Genomic DNA, 24,876 nt, shown 5'->3' with positions numbered 1-24,876 from the left:
CTGGACGGAAATGAACGCATCGCTTCGACTTTTCGTGACGAACCGCCTGACCCGCCGCGCCCTGCGCGTCGGTGTGGCGCTCGGCTGCCTGTCCGCCGCCGCGGGCGTCGCGGGATGCGCGTCCGGCCCGTTTGCGCCGGCCAGCCTTGACAAGGCCTCGGCGGCGTCCGCCGAAATCTCCACCCTGGCCAGCGCGGCCAAGACCTATCCGACCTTCGCCGACATCCCGCCGCCGCCCGCCGACGTGCGGCCCGACCGCGCCTGGGGCAAGGCCGCGGCAGAGGTCGAGGGGGACGGCGCAGCGCTCGCCGCCGCGACGGCGCCGAGCACCTGGACGCTCTCGGCCACCGACAGCTTCGCCGCGCGGGCCCTGGCCGCCGCCGGTCCTGGGGTCGAAGGACCCGACTCGACAACGGCTGCAACGGAGGCGTTCGCCAAGCAGGCTCGGCAGCGAGCTACACCGCCTCCGCCGCCCAAGAAATAAAAGGGGCCTGCGGAGGCGCAATTTCCATTGAACCTGCTTGGCTGGTCCCCGGTCGGGGGCTATCCATGCGCGACCTCAGCTCCCGTAAAGCCGCGGACGCCGCGGCATGAGCTTAAAATGACCCCCGAATTCCACCGCATCAAACGCCTCCCGCCCTACGTCCTCGAGGAGGTGAACCGCATCAAGGCTCGCCTGCGCGGCCAAGGCATCGACATCATCGACTTCGGCATGGGCAATCCCGACATGCCGACGCCCAAGCACATCGTCGACAAGCTGATCGAGACCGCCAAGGACCCCAAGGCCGGGCGCTACTCGGCCTCCAAGGGCATTGTCGGTCTGCGCCGGGCGATGGCCGGCTACTATCAGCGCCGGTTCGGCGTGACCCTGAACCCGGACAGCGAGGTGATCGCCACCCTGGGCTCCAAGGAAGGCTTCGCTAACCTCGCCCAGGCGTTGACCGCGCCCGGTGACGTGATCCTGTGCCCGAACCCGGCCTACCCGATCCACGCCTACGGCTTCATCATGGCCGGCGGGGTGATCCGCCACGTGCCGGCCGAGAGCCCGGAGGCCTATCTGTCGGGCGTGAGCGCCGCCATGCGCCACTCCAGCCCGGCGCCGAGCGTGCTGATCGTCTCCTATCCGTCCAACCCGACCGCGCAGTGCGTGGACGTGGATTTCTACAAGGACGTGGTGGCGCTGGCGAAGAAGCACGACCTGCTGGTCATCTCCGACATCGCCTATTCCGAGATCTATTTCGACGACAACCCGCCGCCCTCGATCCTGCAGGTCGAAGGCGCCAAGGACATCGCCGTCGAGGTCAACTCGCTGTCGAAGACCTACGCCATGGCCGGCTGGCGGGTCGGCATGGTGGTCGGTAATGACCGGATCTGCGCCGCCCTGGCGCGGGTGAAGTCCTATCTGGACTACGGCGCCTACACGCCGATCCAGGTGGCCGCCGCCACCGCCCTGAACGGTCCGCAGGACTGCGTGGACGAGATCCGCGCCATCTATAAGAGCCGCCGCGACACCCTGGTGGAATCCATGAAGCGCGCCGGCTGGGATATCCCCGCGCCGCCCGCCTCCATGTTCGCCTGGGCCCCGGTGCCCGAGCAGTTCAAGGAAGCCGGCTCGCTGTTGTTCTCCAAGCTGCTGATCGAAGAGGCCGGCGTGGCCGTGGCGCCGGGCGTCGGCTTCGGCGAATACGGCGAAGGCTTCGTGCGGGTCGGGCTCGTGGAGAACGAGCACCGCATCCGCCAGGCGGCGCGCAACGTGAAGAAGTTCCTGGCCAACGCCGACGACATCCTGTCGCGGCATCACAACACCCTGGCGGCGCAATGAGTGAGAAGACCTGGCGTATCGGCGTTGCGGGCCTGGGCACGGTCGGCGCCGGCCTGCTGACCTTCCTGGCGGACCGGCCGGACTTCGCGCCGGCCGGCGGACGCGCCGTGGTGACCGGCGTCTCGGCCCGGTCGCGCTCGCGGCCGCGCCCGTTCGACATCTCGAACCTGCCGTGGTTCGACGATCCGGTGGCCCTGGCCACCTCGCCGGACAACGACGTCTTCGTCGAACTGATCGGTGGCTCCGACGGCCCGGCCAAGGCCGCGGTTGAGGCGGCGCTGAAGCTCGGCAAGCCGGTCGTCACCGCCAACAAGGCCCTCTTGGCCGAGCATGGCGCGGAGCTGGCGGTGCTGGCCGAGGCCAATGGCGCGCCGCTGGTCTTCGAAGCCGCGGTCATGGGCGGCGTGCCGGCCGTGAAGATGATGCGCGAGGCTCTGGTCGGCGACGACGTCAACAGCGTCGCGGGCATCCTCAATGGCACCTGCAACTACATCCTGACCGAGATGGAGCAGGGCGGACGGCCCTTCGCCGAGGTTCTGGCCGAGGCCCAGCGCCTGGGCTACGCCGAGGCCGATCCGACCATGGACGTCGGCGGGTTCGACGCCGCGCACAAGATCACCCTCCTGGCCGCCCTGGCCTTCGGCTGCGCGCCCAACTTCGCCGCCGCCGAGATTGAGGGCATCGACCAGATCGAGCTGCTGGACATCAAGATGGCCCGCGACCTGGGCTATCGGGTCAAGCTGGTGGCCTCGGCCGACCGGTCGGCGGACGGTGTGCTGGTGCGGGTCCATCCCTCGCTGGCTCCGCTCAGCCACCCCCTGGCCCAGGCGGGCGGGGCGCTCAACGCCCTGTTCATTGAGAGCCAGCGCATCGGCCGCATCTTCGTTCAAGGCCCGGGCGCGGGCGCCGGCCCGACCGCCGCGGCTGTGGCCGCCGACATCGCCGATGTGATGACCGGCGCCGTGCGGCCCGTGTTCCAGCGTCCGGCCACGACCCTTCGGCCCTTCACGCCGGTGGATCCGTCCAAGTCCATGAGCCGGGCCTATCTGCGCTTCCTGGTCAAGGACGAGCCCGGCGTCATCGCGGCGGTTTCGGAAACCCTGGCCGAGGCCGGCGTCTCCATTGAGAGCTTCCTTCAGAAGCCCGTGGAGAATTCCGAGGGTGTGCCGATCGTCCTGACGACGCACGCCGTTGCGGAATCCGTGCTGACAGCGGCCATAGACCGCATCGCGAATCTGTCTTCGGTTCTGGATAGGCCTCGTCTTCTGCGCATCGCGCGCATCTGAGAATCCACGGATACTGTCCGGCTAAGCCGGCCACAGGCGGGAGAGTTGCGGATGAGTTCTGAGATTCTGGATCGCGGACTGATTCTGGACGCGGGCCGGGTCACGGAAGCCGCCGCCATCGCCGCCTGGAAGCTCGTCGGCCGTGGGGACGAAATCGCCGCCGACCAGGCCGCCGTCGACGCCATGCGCACGGCCCTGAACAGCCTGGCCATCAATGGTGAGATCGTCATCGGCGAGGGCGAGCGCGACGAAGCGCCCATGCTCTACATCGGCGAGAAGGTGGGCCTGGGAAAAGGCGCCGCTATCGACATCGCCCTGGACCCGCTGGAAGGCACGACCCTGACCGCCAAGGCCATGGCCAACGCTCTGGCCGTCATGGCCTGGGCGCCGAAGGGCACCCTGCTGAACGCGCCGGACACCTATATGGACAAGATCGCCTGCGGGCCGGGCTATCCGGCCGGGGTGATCGACCTCGACAAGTCGCCCGCCGACAACGTCAAGGCTCTGGCCGAGTCCAAGGGCGTCTCGCCGGAGACCATCACCGTCTGCATCCTCGACCGGCCGCGCCATGCCGACATCATCGCCTCGGTCCGCTCGGTCGGCGCCCGGGTGCAGCTGATCACCGACGGCGACGTGGCTGGGGTGATGAACACCGCCGACCCGGCCACCGGCATTGACCTCTATATCGGCCAGGGCGGCGCGCCTGAGGGCGTGCTGGCCTGCGCGGCGCTGAAGTGCGTCGGCGGCCAGTTCCAGGGCCGCCTGGTGTTCCGCAACGCCGACGAGCGCGCCCGCGCGGCCAGGGTCGGGATCACCGACTTCGACAAGAAGTACGACCTGCACGAGATGGTCCGCGCCGACGCCATCTTCGCGGCCACCGGCGTCACCAACGGCGCCCTGCTGGACGGCGTGTCGTTCAAGGACGGCTTCGTCCACACCCACACCCTGGTGATGAATTCGTCCACCCGCGAGGTGCGCGAAGTCCGGATGAAGCGTCCGGTCTGACCCCATGGCGGATGGCTCGACACAAGCGGGCTATCTCGGCGTCTCCCGTTCCCTGACGGGACGGCCCTGGCGGGCGCGTCCGGCCGAGCCCGACCTGGTCCGCCGCCACCAGATGAGCCTCGGCCTGTCGGAGCCGCTGGCCCGCGCCCTGGCCTCCCGTGGCGTGGACGCCGAGGCCGGGGAGACCTTCCTCAACCCGACCCTGAAGGCCCTGTTTCCGAACCCTTCGAGCTTCCAGGACATGGACCGCGCGGCCTCGATCCTGATCGACGCCGTCGAGCGCGACCGGCCGATGGTGGTGTTCGCCGACTATGACGTGGATGGCGCCTCCAGCGCCGCCCAGTTGGTGCGCTGGATGCGCGCCATGGGCAAGGACCTGCCCATCTACGTCCCCGACCGCATCACCGAGGGCTATGGCCCGTCGCCCGCCGCATTCCGCCGACTGCGGGAGGAGGGGGCCGAGCTGGTGGTCACCGTCGACTGCGGCGCGGCCGCCTATGACGCGATCGCCACCGCCGCGGAGATCGGCCTGGAGGTCGTGGTGATTGACCACCACCTGATGCGCGACGGGGAGATGCCGGCCGCCTCGGCCCTGGTGAACCCCAATCGCCCGGATGACACGTCCGGTCAGGGTCGGCTGGCCGCCGCGGGCGTCACCTTCGTCCTGCTCGCCGCCCTCAATCGCGAGGCGCGCCGCCGGGGGATGTTTCAGGACCGTCCGGAGCCCGACCTGAAGCAGTGGCTCGACCTGGCCGCCATGGGTGCGATCTGTGACGTCACCGAGCTCTGCGGTTTCAACCGGGCCCTGGCCACCCTGGGCCTCAGGACCATGTCGGCCTGGCGCAACCCGGGGCTGAAGGCGCTGCTGGACGTGGCCAAGGGGCAGGGGCCGGCGACGGTGTTCCACGCCGGCTTCATCCTCGGGCCTCGAATCAACGCCGGCGGCCGGATCGGTCGCGCCGACCTCGGCGCCCGCCTGCTGTCCACCGACGATCCGCTGGAGGCCGAGGCCCTGGCGGCCGAGCTCGACGGCCTCAACGCCTCACGCAAGGAGGTGGAGCGCGAAGTGATGGAGGCGGCGATCCGCCTGATCGAGCACCAGAGCAACCAGGCCGACGCGCCCATGCTCCTCGTGGCGGCCGATGACTGGCACCCCGGCGTCATCGGTATCGTCGCCGGGCGGCTGCGCGAGCGCTACCGCAAGCCGGTGATCGTGGTGGGCGTCGACCGGCCGGGCAATATCGGCAAGGGCTCGGGCCGCTCCCAGCCGGGCGTCAACCTGGGCCGGGCGGTCCAGGCGGCCTATGAGGCGGGCCTGCTGCTGGCCGGGGGCGGACACGCCATGGCCGCGGGCCTGTCGGTCCGGCCCGACACCATCCCCGAGCTTCGCGACTTCCTCTGCGCCCAGATGGCGGAGGAGGCGCGGGAGGCGGCCGAGGCCGACGCCCTGGACATCGACGCCCTGGTGACGACCGCCGGCGCCGACCGGGCGCTGTATGAAGATTTCCAGCGGCTGGCCCCCTTTGGTCCCGGCAATGTCGAGCCGCTGTTCGCCCTGGCGGACGTGCGGGTCGAGCGCGCCATGGCGCTGCGCGGGGGCCATGTCCGGGTGACCCTGACCGATCGTTCCGGCGGCAAACTCAAGGCCGTCGCCTGGCGCGCGGAGGACACCGAGATCGGCCGTCGGCTGCTCGCCGAGGGCGGCGGACTGCATGTGGCCGGGCGGCTGAAGCCCGACGATTGGCAGGGCCGCCGGGCCGTGGAACTGGAGATCGAGGACGTCGCCGATCTTCGTCGACAAATCTCCTGATCGGCGCTTGCACACCCCGAAGGAGGCGGATATACAGCGCCTCCTTCGCCGACGCGGTCCCTTCGTCTATCGGTTAGGACGCCAGGTTTTCAACCTGGAGAGAGGGGTTCGACTCCCCTAGGGACTGCCAGGCGTGGCGCTCAAGACCTCCCCCATCTTGGCGTCATGCTCGCGAAGACTTCCCTTCCCAGGTGAAGACGCTCCACGCACCTTGATTGTCTTTGGCCCGATCTGAGCGCTGCAGCGCTCGCATGGCTAGAGAACCACACGCCTGGCGTGCGGATGGTTAAAATCCCCCATTGACGGCTCTCCTGATACGAGAACAGTGTTATAGTTGGCCAATATCCGAAAGGATCGGGGGAGACCGGGCCAGAGGGGCAAATGTCTGGTTACGAATACGAGGGAGTCGATTCGCACGGGAGCGCGGTGCGGATCAGTGGTCGAATTAAGTGGTTCGACGCCGGTAAGGGCTATGGATTCATTGTTCCGGACGATCCGGGCCAGACGGATCTGAAAGACGTTCTGTTGCATGTGACTTCACTGCGGAACGCCGGGCGCGAGAGCGCGCTCGAGGGGGCCGTGATCGTTTGTGATGTCGTGCGTCGGCCGAAGGGCTGGCAGGTCTCCGAGGTGGTCAACCTCGATGAAAGTTCCGCCTCTCCGCCCAGCGACCGTCGACGTCAGGACGAGGGCCATTTCCGCCGGGATCGCGACAGCTTCGACCGCCACGGCGGCGGGGGACACTTTGATCGCCAGGGCGGCGGATTTCAGGCCCGTGGCCCGCGCCGTCCGCCGGCGCCCCGCGGTCCCCTCGAACGCGCCAAGGTCAAGTGGTTCAACCGCGCCAAGGGCTATGGCTTCGTGGTCCGCGACGGCGAACCTGGCGACATCTTCGTCCACATCGAGACCCTGCGCCGCTCGGGCCTGGAGGATCTCCAACCGGGCGATGACGTCATGGTGCGGTTCGCCGAGGGTCCCAAGGGCCTGGTGGTGGCTGAGATCGAGTCCTCCGGCTACGCCTGAGCCTCTGTCGGGCCTTGCCTAGGCCGCAAAGCTTGCCCAAACCAGGAGCCTGCTTGCTCCGGAGACTGGCTTGCGCGCCCCGCTGATCCGCTTCTGTCTCGCCTCGCTCCTGGCTTTGGGGCTGGCCGCCTGTGGCGCGCCGGCCTCGGCCGATCCGCCGGCGGGCGCGATCCCCGTCCAGGGGGTGCAGGTGCGCGCGGCCTATCCCCATGATGTCGGCGCCTTCACCGAGGGCCTTCTCTATCTCGACGGCGACATCTACGAGAGCACCGGCCTTGAGGGCCGCTCCGATATCCGCCGGATTCGCCTGGCCGATGGCGTGGTGCTGCAGTCCCAGGCCATCGACCCGGACCTGTTCGGGGAGGGGATCGTCAACTGGGGCGATGACCTGATCAGCCTGACCTGGCGCGATGGCGTCGGCTTCCGCTGGGACCGCAAGACCCTGACCCGCAAGGGCAGCTTCCGCTATCTGGGCGAGGGCTGGTCCCTGACCCAGGACGGCAAACGTCTGATCATGAGCGACGGCACGCCTTGGCTCAGGTTCCTGGATCCCCGCACCCTGAAGGAGACTGGCCGGGTGAAGGTCACCGCCGACGGCCAGCCGGTGCGCAATCTCAACGAGCTGGAGTGGGTGAAGGACGAGGTCCTGGCCAATATCTGGCTGACCCACCGCATCGCCCGCATCGACCCGGCCACGGGTCGGGTGAAGGGCTGGATCGATCTTTCCAGCCTGCCGGAGGTCCGCATGGGCCTGGGGCCGGATGCGGTGGCCAACGGCATCGCCTATGACGCCGCCAAGGACCGCCTGTTCGTGACCGGCAAGAACTGGCCCCACCTGTATGAAATCGGCCTGACCGGCCCCAAGGAGGCCCCGTGACGGCCCAGGACGACCAGATTCCCACCCCGCCCGAGGGCTTCATCCGCTCCAGCGGCCGCGGCGCGTTTTCCACGCACAACGGTCCTTATTTTCACCGCGAGCATCCGGGCGAATTCACCGAGCAGGCCTTCTTCGCCCTGCCGCGCCACGCCAACGGCATCGGACTGGTGCATGGCGGCATGCTGACCGCCTTCATGGACGGTCTGTTGGCCAACGCCCAGTACCGCGAGACTCGCAAGACCGGCGTGACCATCCACCTGTCGGTGGACTTCCTGCACATGGCGCGGGTGGGGGAGTGGGTGATGGGCGAGGCGCGCTGCACCCGCGCCACCAAGGACATCGCCTTCGTTGAAGGCCGCGCCTATGTCGGCGGCCACGACGTCGTTCGCGCCACTGGCGTCTTCAAGCTGATGCACAAGAAGACCTGAGCCCGCAGGCTCAGCGGATCACCAGCTTGATCACCATGACGGCGACCAGCACGATCCCGCCACCGATCGCCACCAGCCGGATCTGCTCGCCATAACGGTCGAGCAATTCCGCACGTCGACGCGCCTCCATGCGCCGCCGGCGCGACGACTTGGCTTTGAATGGTGACTTCATCAACGCTTCTCCAGGGGCGGAACAATGCCCCGGAAGACTCACCATCGTCGAGGGGCCTCGCCTCTGCGGCGTAGCGGTCATTGCGGGAACGGCCAAAGCCTTATATCGCAGGCGCGATCGGCGCTCTGTCGGGGCGTAGCGCAGCCTGGTAGCGCATCTGCTTTGGGAGCAGAGGGTCGCGTGTTCGAATCACGCCGCCCCGACCACGCCGAAACGGGACCAAGAGGAAGACCATGCTCGCGCGCATCTATCGTCCGGCCAAGAACGCCATGCAGTCGGGCAGAGCCAAGATGAAGGACTGGGTGCTGGAGTTCGCCCCGGCCTCGGCCCGCCGCCCGGACGCCCTGATGGGCTGGACCCAGACGACGGACACTGACGGTCAGGTCCGCCTGTCCTTCGACACCAGCGACGAGGCCGTCGCCTACGCCCAGAAGCATGGCATCGCCTTCCAGCTGACCCAGCCGAAGGACCAGAAGCGCATCATCAAGGCCTACGCCGACAACTTCGCCTTCGGCCGCAAGCAGCCCTGGACCCACTGAGGTCCCGCAAGAGACCCCTTGGGCGCCCTTAGCTCAGATGGATAGAGCATCCGCCTTCTAAGCGGACGGTCGCAGGTTCGAATCCTGCAGGGCGCGCCAGGGTTCAGGCCCGGCCCTTCAGGTCCAGCCGACGGATCAGGGCAAGCGCCTCCGGCGGCGGCCGGCGCTCTACCCGGCGATAGACCTTGCAGTCTGGGGTGCGCTCGACGAGTCCGGTGTTGACCAGCTCGCGGCGCAGGATCGCGTGGTCCCCGAACAGGTGGGCGGTCTGGATCAGGCGGTTGATCTCCGGCTCGCTCAGCGCCACGTCGGTCGGCAGGCGCGCCCACAACACCCACAGACACAGCTGTTGATGCGAGGTCTTGGCCGGCCAGCGGACCCACCGGCCCTCGGCGTCGAAGTGGCGGGCCATGCGCTCCACCAGCACGTGATCCGCCGGCTCGGACGCGGGCAGGGGCGTCTCCAGCCGCTCGCCGGCCGCGACCTGGGCGCGGAAGTGCTGGAAGTTCCGATAGCCGGCCGCGCGGGCCAGGATGTTGAGCAGCTGGACGTGTCCGAGCTTTCGCTCAGTTTCCCCGAGCTCACGCCCCAAGGCGCGGGCCAAGGCGGAGACATCGTTCACGGCGAAGGGCAACAGGGTCTTGGACATCACTCATCCTCTGAGCGCGCCTGGGAAAATGTCGAGGGTCGCTGGCTTACGACGCGGCGCGGGACAAGTGCGGGCCGGGAACAAGACTTGGCAGGTTTAGCTCCCCTCACGGGGCAGCGACGCCTAGGTGAACTGCCGACCTTGGGCGTCGTTTTGGCCGAATTGGCCGGTTGAGGCAAGTCGGGCGGCCGGCGCGAAGCCGACCGCCCAAACCCGCATCAGGCCTTGGCCATGTTGATGACGTGCATCTGGGTGAACTCGGACAGGCCTTCCTCGCCCAGCTCCGTGCCCACGCCCGACAGCTTGGCGCCGCCGAACGGGATGTTGGGGGCCAGGTCGGCGTGCTTGTTGATCCACACCGTGCCGGTGTTCATCTGGCTGGCCAGTTCCCAGGCCTTGTCCAGGTCCTTGGACCAGACCGAGCCACCCAGGCCGTATTCGGAATTGTTGGCGCGCGCGACGGCGTCCATCCCGTCCTTGATCTTGATGACCGGCAGGACTGGGCCGAACTGCTCCTCGTCCACCAGCTTGGCGCCGTCGGTGATGTCCCGGACGATGGTCGGCTGGATGAAGTAGCCCTTCTCGGTGGCGCGGGCGCCGCCGGCGATGATCTTGCCGTCGGCCTTGGCGCTTTCGATGTAGCCCAGCACCTTCTCGAACTGGGTCTTGTTCTGGAGCGGGCCGAGGTTCACGCCCTGTTGCAGGCCGTCGCCGACCACAGCCGCCTTGGCCAGCTTGGCCAGCTCGTCGCACATCTCGTCATAGATGCTCTCGTGGACATAGGCGCGCTTGATGGCGATGCAGACCTGGCCCGAGTTCTGGAACGCGCCCTGGAAGATCTTCGGGGCGGCTTCCTTGGGATCATTGTCCGCCAGGACGATGGCGGCGTCGTTGCCGCCCAGCTCCAGGGTGACGCGCTTCAGGGCGTCGGCGGCGCCGGCCATGACCTTCTTGCCGGTCTCGGTGGAGCCGGTGAAGGAGACCTTGCGGATGTCCGGGTGGGCGGTGATCGCGCCACCCAAGTCATTGGCGTCGGCGATGACGTTCAGCACGCCGGCCGGCGCCAGGTCCTTGACCAGCTCGGCGATGCGCAGGGTGGCGAGCGGCGTGGTGGCCGCCGGCTTCAGGATCACGGTGTTGCCGGCCAGAAGGGCCGCCGGGACCTTGAAGGCCATTAGGATCAGCGGGAAGTTCCACGGCACGATGGCGCCGACCACGCCCAGCGGACGGCGGCTGGCCACCACCTTCTTGTCGGCGGAGTCCTCGATGACCTTGGTCGGCAGATCGAGGCTGGCGAAATAGCGGAAGAAGGCGGCGCAGCCGAAGACTTCGCCCATGGCGTCGCCGATCGGCTTACCCTGTTCCTGGGTTAGGATGCGGGCCAGGTTCTGCAGGTCGTTCTGGATCGCATCGGCCATGGCCAGCAGGGCGGCCCGGCGCTCGTCGATGGGCTTGGCGGACCAGGCGGGGAAGGCGGCCTTGGCGGCGGCGACGGCTTGGTCGAGTTGCGCCTTGGAGGCGCGTGGGCACTCGGAGAGCACCTCTTCATTGGCCGGATTGATCACCGACATCGTGGAATCGCCGTCGACGAGTTTGCCGTCGATCAGCAGCTTGAACGGACCCATGCCGCATCTCCCTAATTGTGGCCCCATCTGCTCACGCTGACGTAGGGCGAATCAAGGGAGATGCGGCCGGGCTCTCCAGCAGGGTCGTCGCGCCTAGGCCGGCATGCGCAGCTTGTGCAGATGCTCCTTCAGGGTGCGGGCGTCTTCGTGGGTCCGGTCGTGCGGATCGGTGAGCTCAAGCTTGGTCGCGGCCTCGGTCTTGAGCGCGTCGCGCAGCACGCCCATGGCCTTCGGCGGGGCCATCAGCACCAGCTTGTCGAAGGCCTTCTTGCGGGCGGCCGCGTCGATGGCCTTGGCCAGGTCCTGCAGGAACTCCGCCTCGGCCGCCTGCTTGGGCGTACCCGCGCCGCTGTGAGCGGCGTGACGGTGGGCGTGGGAGAGGTCCTCGCCGCCATGGGCCTCGCGCCAGGCGGGCAGCTCCTTCAGGTCCCCGTGACGCTCGCGCTCTTCGAACACGCGGGCCTTGCCCCCATCAGCGACGACGATCCAGGTGTGGTCTTGGGTGTCCATGGATTCCTCCTATCGCCCCTGACTTCGCCCACCGGATCCGCCCATGCCTTGATCGAGATCAGGCTTCGCCACTCAAGCTTGTGGACAGGCGCTTGAATTCACCGCCGACGCCGGGGAAAGTCCCCAGCCGTTCAAGCTTGCAGTCCAGGTTCCCCATGCTTCGCCCCTTCGCCGCCGCGCTCGCCGCCACCTCTGTCCTCGCCCTGGCCGCGCCGGCCGCCGCCGCGGGGCTGAACGCTCAGGAACAGAAGCTGGTCGCCGCCGCTGCGGCCGAGAACGCCCGCTCGCTGGCCCTGCTGGAAAAGCTGGTCAATGTGAACAGCGGCACCATGAACCTCGAGGGCGTCACCGAGGTCGGCAAGATGATGCGCGCCGAGCTGGAGCCCCTGGGCTTCAAGGTCGAGTGGATCCCGATGAAGGAGGTTGGCCGCGCCGGCCACATCGTCGCCACCCACAAGGGCTCGGGCAAGGGCAAGCGCATGCTGCTCATCGGCCACATGGATACGGTGTTCGAGAAGGACAGCCCGTTCCAGACCTTCGTGCGCAAGGGCGATATCGTCGAAGGTCCGGGAGTCAACGATATGAAGGGCGGCCTGGTCATCATGGTCGCCGCCCTGCGGGCCATGAAGGCGGCCGGCACGCTGAAGGACGCCGACATCAACATCGTGCTGACCGGCGACGAGGAACGCTCCGGCGATCCCGTCACCATCTCGCGTCGGGACCTGATCGCCGCCGCCACCCGCAGCGACCTGGCTCTGGAGTTCGAGGGCCTCGCCCAGGAAGACGGCAAGGACATGGGCTCCATCGCCCGTCGCTCCTCCAACACCTGGACGGTCAAGGTCATGGCCAAGCCTGGCCACTCCTCGGGCGTGTTCAGCGAACGGGCCGGCTTCGGCGCGATCTACGACCTGGCCCGCATCCTAGACGCCTTCCGCCGCGACCTGCGCGAGCCCAATGCGACCTACAATGTGGGCCTGATCCTGGGCGGCGCGTCGGCCGACCTCAACGCCGACGAGACCGGCGGGACGGCCACCGGCAAGTCCAACATCATCGCCGCCACTGCGCTCGCGCGGGGCGACCTGCGCACCCTGTCCAACGACCAGACCGAGCGCATGGCCAAGAAGATGCGCGAGATCGTCGGCCAGAACCTGAACGGCGCCAAGGCGGAGCTGGAGTTTTCGGAAGGCTATCCGGCCATGGCCCCCACCGAGGGCTCCCGCAAGCTGCTCGGCAAGCTGAACGAGGTGAACAAGGATCTGGGCCTCGCCGTCATGCCCGAGCTCGACCCGCTGAAGCGCGGCGCCGGCGACATCTCCTTTGTCGCGGACAAGGTCGACGGCCTGATCGGCCTGGGCGCGGCAGGCGAGGGTTCGCACGCCCCCGGCGAGACCATGGAAGTCGCCAGCCTGGACCGCCAGACCAAGCGAGCCGCCCTGCTGATGACCCGGCTGTCCCGCCCCTAAAGGGCGGCGAAGCCCCGCTCGAGATCGGCGATCAGATCGGCGGGGTCTTCCAGGCCGATATGCAGGCGCATGAGCGGGCCGGCATAGGTGCGGCGGTGACTGCGGCTGCGCAGCTGGTCGTCGCAGGAGATGGCCAAGCTCTCAAAGCCGCCCCAGGAGAAGCCGAGACCGAAGATCTCCAGGGCGTCCAGGAAGGCCTCGACCTTCTCAGGCGGGGTCGGCTGGAGCACGAAGCCGAAAAGGCCGCAGGTCCCGGTATAATCCCGCGCCCACAGGTCATGGCCGGAGGCGCCGGGCAGGGCGGGGTGCAGGACCTCGACGACCTCGGGGCGCGTGCGCAGCCACCGGGCGATCTTCAGGCCGTTCTCGCCGTGGCGGGCCATGCGGACCGACAGGGTCCGCAGCCCCCGGAGCATCTGGTAGGCGTCCTCGGGCGCCACGGCCCAGCCCAGATGCAGCACGCCGTCATCGAGGGCTTTGGCGATGGCCGGGTCGGACGCCGCCGCCGAGCCCATGAACACATCCGAATGACCGCCCACATACTTGGTCAGGGCCTGGACGCTGATGTCGATCCCGTGAGCCAGGGGCTTGTAGATCAGGCCCGCGCCCCAGGTGTTGTCGGCCAGGGTCAGTATGCCCCGCGCCTTGGCCAGGCGGGCGATGGCCGCCATGTCCTGCATCTCGAAGCTCAGCGAGCCCGGGCTCTCCATCACAATCAGCCGGGTGGCCGGGCCGGCGCTGGCCACCAGGTCCTGCGGTGACTGGGAGGGGTCATAATAGCGCGTGGAGACGCCGAAGCGCTTCAGCACCTGGTCGCAGAACCGCCGGGTGGGCTTGTAGATGGTGTCCACCACCAGCACCTCGTCCCCAGCTTTCAGCACCGCCAGCATGGCCCCTGATAGGGCGGAGACGCCTGAAGGATAGAGGGCTACGCCGACGGCGCCTTCCAGCTCGCAGAGGCCCGCCTTCAGGGCGTCGTGCGCGGCCAGGCCCTGGCGCCCGTAGGTCTGGAAGTGGTCGTCGTCATAGAGCGCCGCCGCATTGGGCAGCAGCACGGTCGAGCCCTTCTGGATCGGCGGGGCCACGGTCTTGACCAGGGGCTTGCCGGTCTCGCCGGTGTGGATCAGGCGGGTGTCTTCGGCCATGGCTCACGAGATCTCGATGCGGGGCGACCACTTAGGAGCGGCCGGGGGCGCGCATCAAGCCGTGTCGCGGAAGTCCAGCCGCATTGCGCACCTGTCGCTGAGGCCGCGCGCAGCTTCCCCGGCGAGGATGGAGGACAGCCGGTTGTCTGGCGCCTCCAGAATTCGATACCCCAGCCGCGCATAGAATGGCGCGTTCCAGGGAATGCTGCGAAAGGTGGTCAGGGTGGACCCGGATAGCCCGGCAGACCGGCCACGGGCCACGGCGTCGAGGACCAGGGCCGCCCCCAGGCCCCGCTTCTGCCAGTCGGCGTGAACGGACAGCTCCCAGACATGCAGGTCATCCACGGCCGGCCCGGCCTGAATGAATCCCCGGGGTGCGCCTTCGAGCTCAGCGACCCAGACGAGACCCGCCTCGATCAGCGACGGATAGGCGTCAGCCTCAGTTACGCCGTCGTCCGCGATCCTGGCCTGGGGCGTCCCCCGGAAGGCCTGGCCGGCGGATCGCTCGATCGCCGGCAGGTGCGGAATGTCTTCCTCTCGGGCCGGACGCAGGATCAAGGGCCTGCCACGACCTCGGTATCGTCCCGCCCGCCCCACTCGCTCCAGGAGCCATCATAGACCGGCACGTCCCAGCGGCCGAGGCGCGCGAGGCCCAGGGCCAGCACCGAGGCCGTGACCCCGGAACCGCAGGTGGTGACGACAGAATTCTCGAGGTTAAGGCCAGAAGCCACGAAAATATCACGCACTTCCGCCGCAGACTTCATGCACCCATCAGGACCGATCAAGCTGTCGAACGGCGTGTTCAGGGCGCCCGGCATGTGGCCGCCGCGAAGGCCTGCGCGGGGCTCGGGCGCCTCGCCCCGGAAGCGCGCCGCGCCACGGGCGTCGAGCAGTTGGGCGGCGCCCGTGGCCAACAGCTGCTTCACCGCCGCCACATCACGCACCAGTTCCGGCCGGAAGGCGGGGTCGACAACGGTGGGGGCCGGCGGAACCGAGCCCGCCTCGGTCGCACGCCCCTCGGCCAGCCAGGCCTTCAGTCCGCCGTCCAGCACCCGGACATTGTCGAAGCCCATGACTCGCAGGGTCCACCAGACGCGAGCCGCTGCGCGGACGCCCCAGCTGTCATAGGCGACAATGACGCCCTGGCGCGACAGGCCGAGTTTGCCCGCCGCCTCTGCGAAGGCCTCCGGCGTCGGCAGCATGTGCGGCAGGTCGGTGGAATGGTCGGCGATGGCGTCGATGTCGAAGAACGCCGCGCCGGGAATGTGCCGGTCCAGATACTCCGCATGCCCATTGCGCCCCTCGGCCGGCAGGAACCAGCTGGCGTCGAGGATGCGCAGGTCGGCGTCACCGAGGTGGTCGGCCAGCCAGGTGGTGGAGACGAGGGGATCGGTCATCAGCTCAGCCAGGGCGGGGTGGGCAGGCCGCGTTCGGCCAGGAAGGCGGGATTGAAGATCTTGCTCTGATACCGCGAACCCTGGTCGCACAGGATGGTCACGATGGTGTGGCCGGGCCCGAGATCCTTGGCCATGCGGATGGCCCCTGCGACATTCACCCCGGTCGAGCCGCCCATGACCAGGCCCTCGTGTTCGACCAGGTCATAGATGGCCAGCAGCATCTCTTCATCGCTGATCCGATAGGGATGGTCGACACGCAAACCCTCGAGGTTGGCGGTGATCCGCCCCTGGCCGATGCCTTCGCTGATCGAGGTCCCCTCGGCCTTCAGCTCACCCTCGGTGTAGTAGGAGAACAGCGAGGCGCCATGCGGGTCGGCGAGACCGATCTTGATGTCAGGGTTCCGGGCCCGCAACGCCTCGGCCACGCCGGCCAGGGTGCCGCCGGAGCCCACGGCGCAGATGAAGCCATCGATCTTGCCGCCGGTCTGGTCCCAGATCTCCGGCCCTGTGGTCTCTACATGGGCCTGGCGGTTGGCGACATTGTCGAACTGGTTGGCCCAGATCGCCCCGTTCGGCTCCTTGGCGGCCAGCTCTTCGGCCAGTCGGCCGGAATAGCGGACATAGTTGTCGGGGTTGGAGTAGGGGACCGCGTCCACCTCCACCAGTTCCGCGCCCAGCAGGCGGATTGCGTCCTTCTTCTCCTGGCTCTGGGTCCGAGGGATCACGATGGTGGTGCGGTAGCCCAGCGCTCCGCCGACCATGGCCAGCCCGATGCCGGTGTTGCCGGCGGTGCCCTCGACGATACGGCCGCCGGGCTTCAGCAACCCCCGCTGCTCGGCGTCACGCACGATGAACAGGGCCGCCCGGTCCTTGACCGAGGCCCCCGGGTTCATGAACTCGGCCTTGCCGAGGATTTCACAGCCCGTGGCTTCGCTGGCGCGGCGCAGGCGGATGAGCGGCGTATTGCCGATGGCGTCGAGGACGGTGGGTGCGATCGTCATCCCCGCTACTTAGGGCCGACAACGCGCCCGGACCAGAGGGGGCTCAGGCTTTGGCGAGGCCCAGTTGCACCACATCCGTCCGCCCGGTGCGGAAGCCGGCGTCGCAATAGGCCAGGTAGAACTGCCAGAGCCTGCGGAACCGCTCGTCGAAACCCAGTCGGCGGATATCGTCCCAGCCGCCTTCAAAGGCCCTGCGCCAGGCCGCCAGGGTGTCGGCGTAGTCGCGCCCGAACCGGGCGATTCCGGTCCACGCCAAGCCGGCCCGCGTGGTCTCGTCCTTCAACCGGGCCTCCGACGGCAGCATCCCGCCGGGGAAGATATAGCGCTGGATGAAGTCCGCCCGCCGCCGATAGCCCTCGAACATGCGGTCCTGGATGGTGATGATCTGCAGGCCCGCCCGCCCGCCCGGCGCCAGCACGTCGCGGATCTTGTCGAAATAGGTCGGCCAGTAACGCTCGCCCACCGCCTCGAACATCTCGATGGAGGCGACACGGTCGAACTGGCCCTCGATGTCGCGATAGTCGACCAGCCGGATCTCGACCTTCTCGTTCAGGCCCTGCTCAAACATTCGCCGCACCGCAAAGTCGTACTGTTCCTGCGAGATGGTGACGCCGGTCACCCGCGCGCCGACCTCCTTAGCCGCGAACTCGGCGAACCCGCCCCAGCCGCAGCCGATCTCCAGCACATGGTGGTCAGCCGCCAGGCCCATCTCCTCAGCCAGGCTGCGGTACTTGTTGGCCTGCGCCTCCACCAGCGGCTGGCCCGGATAGGCGAAGCGGGCCGAGGAATAGGTCATGCTGGGGTCGAGCCAGCGGGAATAGAAGGCGTTGCCCAGGTCGTAGTGGGCGTGGATGTTCTTGCGCGAGCCTTCTCGCGTGTTGGCGTTCAGGGCGTGGAAGACCCGGTTGGCCAGGCCGGCCAGGGCATTGCCCTCGGTCACCAGCTTCAGGCGTTCGAAATTCAGCGCAAAGGCCGACAAGACCGCCGTCAGGTCCGGCGTATCCCATTCCCCCGCCACATAGGCTTCGGCGAACCCGATATCGCCGGCGAACAGGGCGCGGCGGATGAAGCGATAGTCCTTGATCTGCACGATGGCGTCGGGGCCGGGCAGGGCGCCTTGCAGCGGCAGGGGCGCGCCGCGCGGCGTGACGAACGTCAGCCGGCCGGCTTCCCAGTTTCGGGCCATCGCCCGCAGGGCGGTGCGGAATAGCAGGGGGGCGTCGGCCAGTTCCGGGAGGCTGCGAAAACCGCGAGCGTCACGGGCGGCGAAAGCGAGAGACGATCGTTCGAGTGGCGACATGACCACAACCCTCGATAACTAGGACAACCTACACCCAAACGCTTCAGGCGGCGACTCGGTTGGCGGTCGCCCATGGGTTACGGCGGAGGCGGCCGTCGGGATGCGGCGGAATGGAATTGAGACTTGTGGAGCGGGCCTGCGCGCGCCACTTAGGCCCCTTCCAACACCTTGAGGAAAAGCCCATGGCCGTGCTGACGCTGGACAAGTGGAACATCGCGTTCGGCGAGGACAATCCGCTCGTCATCATCGCCGGCCTGAATGTGCTGGAAGACCTCGACCTGGCCCGCCGCGTCGCTGAGCATCTGAAGGCTGTCACGACCGAGCTCGGCCTGCCCTATGTGTTCAAGGCCAGCTTCGACAAGGCCAACCGCTCCTCGATCCATAGCTATCGCGGGCCGGGCCTGGAGAAGGGCCTGGAGATGCTTGCGGCCATCAAGGCCGAGTTCAACCTGCCCATCGCCACCGACCTGCACGAGATCGACCAGGCCGAGCCGGTCGCCGCCGTCGCCGACCTGGTGCAGATCCCGGCCTTCCTGTGCCGCCAGACCGACCTGGTGATCGCAGCCGCCCGCGCCACCCAGGCCGCCGGCGGCCTGCTGCACGTCAAGAAAGGCCAGTTCCTGGCGCCCTGGGACTGCCGCAACATCCTCGACAAGATCAAGGAAGCGGTCGGCCAGGACATGACCATCCTGTGCGAGCGGGGCAATTCCTTCGGCTACAACAACCTGGTGGTCGACATGCTGGGCATCGAGGAGATGCAGAACCTGGGCGCGCCGGTGACCATCGACGCCACCCACGCCGTTCAGCTGCCGGGCGCCAATCCGAAGTCCAACGGCGCCTCCACCGGCGGGCGGCGCAGCGGGGTGCCGATCCTGGCGAAGGCCGCGGTGGCCGCCGGCGCTGACGGGGTGTTCCTGGAATTCCACCCCGATCCGGACAAGGCGCTCTGCGACGGCCCGAGCTGCCTGCCGCTGGACGGCGCGGCGGACCTGCTGAAGACCCTGAAGGCCATTCGGGCGGTGCGCTGACCGCGGCTTGACCGGAACGTCTGCGAGCGCCAGAGGCTGATCATGGACCTGTCAAACCTTCAGACCCTGCTGGCCCGCCTGAGCGGCGCCCGCGTGCTGTGCGTCGGCGACGTGATGGTCGACCGCTTCGTCTATGGCGATGTCACCCGCGTGTCGCCCGAAGCGCCGATCCCGGTGCTGGCCCGCTCGCGTGAGATCGTCATGCTGGGCGCGGCCGGCAATGTGGCGCGCAATGTCGCCGCCCTGGGGGGCGAGGTCTCGCTGATCGGCCTGGTCGGGGGTGACGCCGAGGGCCACGAGGCCATGCGCCTGGTGGGCGCCGACACCGGGGTCGAAGGCTTCCTGCTCACCGACCCGTCGCGGCCGACAACGCTCAAGACCCGCTTCGTCTCCGGCGGCCAGCAGCTGCTGCGCGTCGACCTCGAAGAGAGCCGCCCGGCCGAGGGCGAGGTCGAGCAGCGTCTGATCCGCACCATCCGTGACGTGGCGACCGGGTGCGGCGTCATCCTGTTGTCCGACTACGGCAAGGGCGTCGTCACCGACGCCGTGATCGCCGCGGTCCGCGAGGCCGGCATCCCTGTGATCGTGGATTCCAAGGCCCGCAGCTTCCGGCGCTATGGCGCGGTCGACATGATCAAGCCGAACGCCGCCGAGCTCGCCTACGCTACAGGCCTGCCGACCAGCACGAACGCCGAGATCGAGATCGCCCTCGAACACGCCCTGTCCCTCTGCGAGGCCAAGGCGATCCTGGTCACCCGCGCGGCCAAGGGCATCTCGCTCGGCGTCCGCGGCGAACCGGTCCGGCATTTCCCCGGCGTGCCGCGCGAGGTGTTCGACGCCTCCGGCGCCGGCGACACCACCATCGCCGCCCTGGGCCTGGCGCTCGCCTCGGGCGCGCGGATCGAGGACGCCATCGGCTTCGCCATGCTGGCCTCGGGCGTGGCGGTGACCAAGGCCGGCACCGCCGTCGTGACGCCGGAAGAGCTGACCGAAGCCTCCATCACCGCCCACCTGGCCCCGGCCGAGGCCAAGATCGCCACGCCCCAGCGGCTGGCCGACGAGGTCGCGCGCTGGCGGGCCAAGGGCCTGCGAGTCGGCTTCACCAATGGCTGCTTCGACATCCTGCACCGCGGGCACGTGGCCTATCTCAACCAGGCCCGAACCTGGTGCGACCGTCTGATCGTCGGGCTCAACTCCGACCGCTCGGTCAAGGCGCTGAAGGGCGAGGGCCGACCGGTCAACGACCTGGAGAGCCGCGCCCTGGTGCTGGCCGGCCTGGCCTGCGTCGACCTGGTCGCGCCCTTCGACGAGGACACCCCGCTGAAGCTGATCGAGGCCGCGCGGCCCGACGTACTGATCAAGGGCGCGGACTACACTGAGGACGAGGTCGTCGGTGCGCGCGAGGTGCGCGGCTGGGGCGGGGAGGTGAAGCTCGCCCAACTCATCGACGGCTATTCCACGACCGCGGCCATCGCGCGGATGACGGCAAAGGACGACCAATGACCCGTCGGATCATCTTCGTCACCGGCGGCGCCGGCTTCATCGGCTCCAACATTGTCGCCAAGCTGGCGCAGGACCAGGACCTGGACGTGGTGGTCTGCGACTGGCTGTTCGAGGCCGACCTCGGCAAGTGGCGCAACATCGCCAAGCACCCCATCGGCGACTTCGTGGCGCCGGAGGCGATGTTCGAGTGGCTGGAGAAGCGCTGGCGCGACATCGAATGCGTCGTCCACATGGGCGCGGTGTCGTCAACGACCGAGCCGGACGCCGACAAGATCATCCACTCCAACTTCACCCTCAGTCGCGACCTGTTCCGCTGGTGCGCCGACCGGCAGCGCCGGCTGATCTACGCGTCCTCGGCGGCCACATATGGCGACGGCGCCCTGGGCTTCGAGGACAAGGACGACTTCGCCTCGCTATCGGCCCTGCGCCCCCTGAACACCTATGGCTGGTCCAAGGCCCTGTTCGACGTCTTCGCCGCCCGCCAGGCCGCCCGCGGCTACGCGCCGCCGCAATGGACGGGGCTGAAGTTCTTCAACGTCTATGGGCCGAACGAAGAGCACAAGGACTCCATGAAGTCCGTCGCCGCCCAGATCTGGCCCAAGGTGCGCGACGGTCTGGACATCCAGCTCTTCAAGTCGCACCGCCCGGACTACGCCGACGGCGGCCAGCTGCGCGACTTCGTCTATGTCCGCGACGTGGCCGACATCGTCGCCTGGCTGGTCAACTCGCCGGACGTGAGCGGGGTCTACAACCTGGGCTCCGGCAAGGCCCGGTCCTTCGCCGACATGGCCAAGGCGGTGTTCGCCGCGGCGGGCAAGCCGGCCAAGATCGACTACATCCCCATGCCGCCCGCCATTCGCGACAAGTACCAGTACTTCACTGAGGCCCGAATGGAGCGCTTGGCCGCCGCCGGCTACAATCAGCCGATGACCTCGCTGGAAGATGGCATCACCGACTACGTCCAGACCTATCTCTCATCGCCGGACCCGTATCGCTAGGCGAACCCTGGCGGTGCGGGCCAGGGTCCTATAGCTAGGGGATATGGCGGATCGTCCCTTGAAGCGGTGGATCTTCTTGCTCGCGGCCGTGCTGACGGCCGTGCTGGCGCTCTCGGCCTATGTCTGGCGCATCGACATCCTGCGCACCGGGCTCGACCCCAAGCAGCCGTTCCAGATCTACAGCCCGCCCGCCGCCCCGGACTACAGCCGTCCAGACGCCTGGGCGCTTCTGCCACCTCATCCCGAGACCGGGACCGCCGTCGATCCGCCGGCCGACATCTTTTTCCTGGGCCCCACGGCCTATAACGGCGGGGCGCACTGGAACGCCCCCATCGATGACCGCAAGGTGGATCGCCAGTTCCGCCAGGTCTTCGCCCCCAACTACGCCGGGCCGTTCCAGCGCACCGGGCGGCTGTTCGCCCCACGCTATCGCCAGGCCAGCCTCTACACCCTGATGACCCTGCGCGAGGACGCGCGCGAGGCGCGCCGCTTCGCCTATGCCGACGTCGCCGAGGCCTTCCGTCGCTACATCGCCGCCTACAACTCCGGCCGCCCCTTCATCGTCGTCGGGGTGGAGCAGGGGGGCACCCTGGCCGCCCGCCTGCTGGCCGAGGAGATCGCCGCCAAGCCTGAGATCAAGGCTCGGCTGGCCGGCGCCTACCTGATCGAGACGGCCACCCCGGCCGACGCCCCGCCGATCACCCCGTGCCTGCGTCGCCAGGAGGCTGGCTGCCTGGCGGCCTGGGTCTCGGCCTATAGCGATGATCCCCAGCGCGCCAAGGACGCGGTGGACCGGGCCCTGGTCTGGGGCGACGGCGCTCAGTTGGAAAACCTGCATGGTCGCCTGCCCCTGTGCTTCAACCCGCTGATCGGCGGCACGACCACGGCGCTGGCCCCGGCCAAGCTCGGCCTTGGGGCCGCCAACGCCACGGGGCTGGAGTGGGGCGCACGCCCGCCCTTCCTGACCCGTCAGGTCCAGGCCCAGTGCAAGGACGGGGTGCTGCGCATCTCCCGCCCCAAGGCCAGCATGCTGAAGCGACAGGGCGATTGGATGGACCGGCAAAAGGCGCCGGGATTCAATTTGTTCTACGCTGATCTTGAAGAAGATTCGAAGGCCCGGGTCGCCGCGCTCCTGGCGGCGCCCAGCAAGGTCACCCCGCATCCTTGAGCGGTGAGGCCGGCCGCCAGTCGAACAGTTCCTGCAGGACCGACACCGCCTGGCCGCGCGGGCTCTTGAGCTGCGGATCGCGCGCCAGGATCAGCCTCGCATCGTCGCCGGCCACCGCGATCAGGTCCCGGTGCGCGAAGGGATCGGCGAACACATAGGCCGGAAAGCCGGACTGCTTCAGCCCCAAGGCGTCGCCGCCGCCGCGCAGCTCCAGGTCGGTCTCGGCGATCTGGAAGCCGTCATCAGTGCGCCGCAGGATATCCAGCCGCTTCTGGGCGGTCTCTGACAGCGGCGGATCGTAGAGCAGCACGCACGAACTCTCCCGCCGCCCGCGGCCGACGCGGCCCCGCAGTTGGTGCAGCTGCGCCAGGCCGAAGCGCTCCGCCTGCTCGATGACCATGATGGTGGCGTTGGGGACGTTCACCCCGACCTCGACCACGGTCGTCGCCACCAGCACGCCGATCTTGCCGTCGGCGAAGTCGGCCATCACCGCGTCCTTCTCCGCCCCGGTCATCTTGCCGTGCACCAGACCCACGGTCGGCCCGATCCGGTGGCGGAGTTCCTCGGCCCGCTTCTCCGCCGCCTTCAGGTCGACGAGCTCGCTTTCCGACACCAGCGGGCAGATCCAGAAGGCCTGCGCCCCCTCGGCGACGACGGCGCGCAGGCGCGCCTCGACCTCCTCGACCCGGCCCATGGGTACGGCCCGGGTGGCCACCGGCGTGCGCCCCGGCGGCTTCTCGTCGATCCGGCTGACGTCCAGGTCGCCATAGAGGGTCAGTTCCAGGGTGCGCGGGATCGGCGTCGCCGACATGGCCAGCAGGTGCGTCGCCTCGCCCTTGGCCTGCAGCCGCTGACGCTCGGCCACGCCGAACCGGTGCTGCTCGTCGATCACCGCGAACTGCAGCCGATGGAACGCCACCTCATCCTGGAACAAGGCGTGGGTGCCGACTGCGACCTGGACCTCGCCGCCGGCCAGGGCGCGCAGCTTCTCGGCCCGGCCGGCGCCCTTGTCCCGGCCGGTCAGCAGCACCGCCTTGATCCCCTGGGCCGCCAGGGGTCCGCTCAGGGTCTCGAAGTGTTGGCGGGCCAGGATCTCCGTCGGGGCCATCAGGGCGCTCTGGCCGCCGCCCGCCGCCACATCGGCCATGGCCAGCATGGCCACCACGGTCTTGCCGGAGCCCACATCCCCCTGGACCAGCCGGCTCATCCGCTCGCCGCTCGCCAGGTCGCCACGGATCTCCGACAGCGCCCGGCGCTGGGCGTTGGTCAGCTTGAAGGGCAGGGCGGCCTCGACCCCGTCGGCCAGGGGCGCGGCCGCGATCTTCGCTGCAGGCTCGCGCCGGCGGTCGGCCTTGCGCTGGGCCATGGCCAGTTGGTGGGCCAGCAGTTCGTCATAGGCCAGGCGACGCACATGCAGCGCGGTGGGCTGCAGGTCGGCCTCGGTCGCCGGGCTGTGCAGCCGGATCAGCGCCTCCTTCCACGACGGCCAGCCCTGGCGCTCCAGCCAGGCCGGGTCCTGCCATTCGGTCAGGTCCGGGGCGCGATCCAGGGCTTCGTGAGCGAAGCGCCGCACCGTGCGCGCCGGCAGCCCCGCTGTCGCCGGATAGACCGCCTCCAACTCCGGGATCTCCGCCGCCCGCTCGGGCGCGACGATGTAGTCAGGATGCGGCATCTGCAGTTCGGCCCCGAACCGCTCGACCTTGCCCGACACCAGCCGCTTGGCGCCCACCGGGTTCTTCTCGGCCACCGATCCGCCGAAGCCGCCGAAGAACACCAGGGTCAGGAACCCCGTGCCGTCGAAGGCGCGCAGCTTCCAGGGCTGCTGGGGGCCCCGCGGCTTCTGATGCTCGTCGATCTCCACCTGGAAGGTCTGGACCTCGCCCTCGACCGCCGAGGCCACCGTCGCCGGCCGGCGGCGCACAACCGAATGCGGGGCCAGAAACAGCACGTCGCGGACGATCGGCCCGGCCAGTTTTTCGAGCAGCGGCGCCACGCGCGGTCCGACGCCTTTCAGCGTCTTCACCGGGGCATAAAGGGGGAACAGAATCTCGGGCCGCATCGGGCCATCATAGCGATCTGGCTGGACCTTGGCCCGCGTCCATGATGGGGTTCGCGCCGCAACCGGGG

The 24,876-nt window shown here is 68.7% G+C and carries 24 protein-coding genes and 3 tRNA genes; 17 read left to right on the top strand and 10 right to left on the bottom strand.

Going from position 1 to position 24,876, the window contains the following annotated elements; genetic code table 11:
* The first annotated feature begins 10 nt into the window (after positions 1-10).
* The 9 genes from ACFQ27_RS02060 to ACFQ27_RS02020 all read left to right on the top strand — a co-directional run bounded on the left by ACFQ27_RS02060 (position 11) and on the right by ACFQ27_RS02020 (position 8,251).
* Positions 11-484, top strand: a complete 474-nt coding sequence (locus tag ACFQ27_RS02060) for a hypothetical protein (protein ID WP_377352213.1) — start codon at positions 11-13, stop codon at positions 482-484.
* A 117-nt stretch (positions 485-601) separates the two neighbouring features.
* A complete protein-coding gene (locus ACFQ27_RS02055) occupies positions 602-1,822 on the top strand; it encodes an LL-diaminopimelate aminotransferase (protein ID WP_377352211.1) in 1,221 nt (406 codons plus the stop codon).
* Entirely contained in the window at positions 1,819-3,108 is a 1,290-nt protein-coding gene (locus ACFQ27_RS02050) for a homoserine dehydrogenase (protein WP_377352209.1), read from the top strand. The genes ACFQ27_RS02055 and ACFQ27_RS02050 overlap by 4 nt, the downstream gene beginning before the upstream one ends.
* A gap of 51 nt (positions 3,109-3,159) precedes the next feature.
* A complete protein-coding gene (gene glpX, locus ACFQ27_RS02045; protein WP_374346616.1) occupies positions 3,160-4,113 on the top strand; it encodes a class II fructose-bisphosphatase in 954 nt (317 codons plus the stop codon).
* A 4-nt stretch (positions 4,114-4,117) separates the two neighbouring features.
* Entirely contained in the window at positions 4,118-5,923 is a 1,806-nt protein-coding gene (gene recJ / locus ACFQ27_RS02040) for a single-stranded-DNA-specific exonuclease RecJ (protein ID WP_377352208.1), read from the top strand.
* 55 nt (positions 5,924-5,978) lie between these two features.
* Positions 5,979-6,053, top strand: a tRNA-Glu gene (locus ACFQ27_RS02035).
* Between the two features lie 251 nt (positions 6,054-6,304).
* Positions 6,305-6,946, top strand: a complete 642-nt coding sequence (locus tag ACFQ27_RS02030; RefSeq protein WP_377352206.1) for a cold-shock protein — start codon at positions 6,305-6,307, stop codon at positions 6,944-6,946.
* Positions 6,947-7,016: 70 nt separating this feature from the next.
* On the top strand, positions 7,017-7,823 hold the full coding sequence (locus tag ACFQ27_RS02025; RefSeq protein ID WP_377352204.1) for a glutaminyl-peptide cyclotransferase: 807 nt from the start codon (positions 7,017-7,019) through the stop codon (positions 7,821-7,823).
* The gene (locus tag ACFQ27_RS02020; protein ID WP_374346620.1) at positions 7,820-8,251 is read left to right on the top strand and encodes a PaaI family thioesterase; all 432 of its coding nucleotides are present in this window, start codon (positions 7,820-7,822) and stop codon (positions 8,249-8,251) included. The genes ACFQ27_RS02025 and ACFQ27_RS02020 overlap by 4 nt, the downstream gene beginning before the upstream one ends.
* A gap of 10 nt (positions 8,252-8,261) precedes the next feature.
* Here ACFQ27_RS02020 and ACFQ27_RS02015 read toward each other — a convergent pair whose 3' ends face one another.
* Entirely contained in the window at positions 8,262-8,423 is a 162-nt protein-coding gene (locus ACFQ27_RS02015; RefSeq protein ID WP_374346621.1) for a hypothetical protein, read from the bottom strand.
* A 129-nt stretch (positions 8,424-8,552) separates the two neighbouring features.
* On the opposite strand from ACFQ27_RS02015, the gene ACFQ27_RS02010 reads away from it, so the two are divergent.
* The 3 genes from ACFQ27_RS02010 (at position 8,553) to ACFQ27_RS02000 (ending at position 9,061) form a co-directional block, all read left to right on the top strand.
* Positions 8,553-8,629, top strand: a tRNA-Pro gene (locus ACFQ27_RS02010).
* A gap of 27 nt (positions 8,630-8,656) precedes the next feature.
* Positions 8,657-8,962, top strand: a complete 306-nt coding sequence (locus tag ACFQ27_RS02005) for an ETC complex I subunit (RefSeq protein ID WP_377352202.1) — start codon at positions 8,657-8,659, stop codon at positions 8,960-8,962.
* A gap of 22 nt (positions 8,963-8,984) precedes the next feature.
* A tRNA-Arg gene (locus ACFQ27_RS02000) sits at positions 8,985-9,061 on the top strand.
* A 4-nt stretch (positions 9,062-9,065) separates the two neighbouring features.
* Here the strand turns inward: ACFQ27_RS02000 and ACFQ27_RS01995 are convergent.
* The 3 genes from ACFQ27_RS01995 to ACFQ27_RS01985 all read right to left on the bottom strand — a co-directional run bounded on the left by ACFQ27_RS01995 (position 9,066) and on the right by ACFQ27_RS01985 (position 11,746).
* Positions 9,066-9,611 carry a DUF2087 domain-containing protein gene (locus ACFQ27_RS01995; RefSeq protein ID WP_377352200.1) on the bottom strand — a complete coding sequence of 182 codons (546 nt, stop codon included), beginning with the start codon at positions 9,609-9,611 and terminating at the stop codon, positions 9,066-9,068.
* A gap of 218 nt (positions 9,612-9,829) precedes the next feature.
* Positions 9,830-11,236, bottom strand: coding sequence for an aldehyde dehydrogenase family protein (locus tag ACFQ27_RS01990; protein WP_374346624.1), 1,407 nt, complete (start codon positions 11,234-11,236; stop codon positions 9,830-9,832).
* A gap of 93 nt (positions 11,237-11,329) precedes the next feature.
* A complete protein-coding gene (locus ACFQ27_RS01985; RefSeq protein ID WP_377352199.1) occupies positions 11,330-11,746 on the bottom strand; it encodes a host attachment protein in 417 nt (138 codons plus the stop codon).
* 155 nt (positions 11,747-11,901) lie between these two features.
* Between ACFQ27_RS01985 and ACFQ27_RS01980 the strand changes: the two genes are divergently transcribed.
* Entirely contained in the window at positions 11,902-13,209 is a 1,308-nt protein-coding gene (locus ACFQ27_RS01980) for a M20/M25/M40 family metallo-hydrolase (protein WP_377352197.1), read from the top strand.
* Here ACFQ27_RS01980 and metC read toward each other — a convergent pair.
* The 5 genes from metC to ACFQ27_RS01955 are packed head-to-tail and all read right to left on the bottom strand — an operon-like array spanning position 13,206 to position 18,052.
* The gene (gene metC, locus ACFQ27_RS01975; protein ID WP_377352195.1) at positions 13,206-14,354 is read right to left on the bottom strand and encodes a cystathionine beta-lyase; all 1,149 of its coding nucleotides are present in this window, start codon (positions 14,352-14,354) and stop codon (positions 13,206-13,208) included. The two genes, ACFQ27_RS01980 and metC, sit on opposite strands and share 4 nt — an antisense overlap.
* Positions 14,355-14,408: 54 nt before the next feature.
* The gene (locus ACFQ27_RS01970; RefSeq protein ID WP_377352194.1) at positions 14,409-14,912 is read right to left on the bottom strand and encodes a GNAT family N-acetyltransferase; all 504 of its coding nucleotides are present in this window, start codon (positions 14,910-14,912) and stop codon (positions 14,409-14,411) included.
* Positions 14,909-15,751, bottom strand: coding sequence for a 3-mercaptopyruvate sulfurtransferase (gene sseA, locus ACFQ27_RS01965; RefSeq protein ID WP_377352191.1), 843 nt, complete (start codon positions 15,749-15,751; stop codon positions 14,909-14,911). The genes ACFQ27_RS01970 and sseA overlap by 4 nt, the downstream gene beginning before the upstream one ends.
* Positions 15,751-16,752, bottom strand: a complete 1,002-nt coding sequence (locus tag ACFQ27_RS01960; RefSeq protein WP_374346630.1) for a cysteine synthase A — start codon at positions 16,750-16,752, stop codon at positions 15,751-15,753. The genes sseA and ACFQ27_RS01960 overlap by 1 nt, the downstream gene beginning before the upstream one ends.
* A 43-nt stretch (positions 16,753-16,795) precedes the next feature.
* Positions 16,796-18,052, bottom strand: coding sequence for a class I SAM-dependent methyltransferase (locus ACFQ27_RS01955; protein WP_377352189.1), 1,257 nt, complete (start codon positions 18,050-18,052; stop codon positions 16,796-16,798).
* A 182-nt stretch (positions 18,053-18,234) separates the two neighbouring features.
* On the opposite strand from ACFQ27_RS01955, the gene kdsA reads away from it, so the two are divergent.
* From kdsA to ACFQ27_RS01935, 4 genes are read left to right on the top strand one after another with little or no spacing between them, the layout of a single operon-like run.
* On the top strand, positions 18,235-19,080 hold the full coding sequence (kdsA, locus tag ACFQ27_RS01950; RefSeq protein WP_377352188.1) for a 3-deoxy-8-phosphooctulonate synthase: 846 nt from the start codon (positions 18,235-18,237) through the stop codon (positions 19,078-19,080).
* Between the two features lie 42 nt (positions 19,081-19,122).
* Positions 19,123-20,583 carry a D-glycero-beta-D-manno-heptose 1-phosphate adenylyltransferase gene (gene rfaE2, locus ACFQ27_RS01945; protein ID WP_377352186.1) on the top strand — a complete coding sequence of 487 codons (1,461 nt, stop codon included), beginning with the start codon at positions 19,123-19,125 and terminating at the stop codon, positions 20,581-20,583.
* Positions 20,580-21,581, top strand: coding sequence for an ADP-glyceromanno-heptose 6-epimerase (rfaD, locus tag ACFQ27_RS01940; RefSeq protein ID WP_377352184.1), 1,002 nt, complete (start codon positions 20,580-20,582; stop codon positions 21,579-21,581). Before rfaE2 ends, rfaD begins: the two co-directional genes overlap by 4 nt.
* 58 nt (positions 21,582-21,639) lie before the next feature.
* Positions 21,640-22,749, top strand: a complete 1,110-nt coding sequence (locus ACFQ27_RS01935) for a DUF3089 domain-containing protein (protein WP_377352183.1) — start codon at positions 21,640-21,642, stop codon at positions 22,747-22,749.
* Here the strand turns inward: ACFQ27_RS01935 and recG are convergent.
* Positions 22,733-24,808, bottom strand: coding sequence for an ATP-dependent DNA helicase RecG (recG, locus tag ACFQ27_RS01930; protein WP_377352181.1), 2,076 nt, complete (start codon positions 24,806-24,808; stop codon positions 22,733-22,735). The two genes, ACFQ27_RS01935 and recG, sit on opposite strands and share 17 nt — an antisense overlap.
* Positions 24,809-24,876: the final 68 nt, after the last annotated feature.

The sequence above is a fragment of the Phenylobacterium conjunctum genome (assembly GCF_042679085.1).
Classification (GTDB): domain Bacteria; phylum Pseudomonadota; class Alphaproteobacteria; order Caulobacterales; family Caulobacteraceae; genus Phenylobacterium; species Phenylobacterium conjunctum.
The sequence above is the reverse complement of the archived record's forward strand: the minus strand, read 5'-3'. Positions and strand labels throughout refer to the sequence as shown.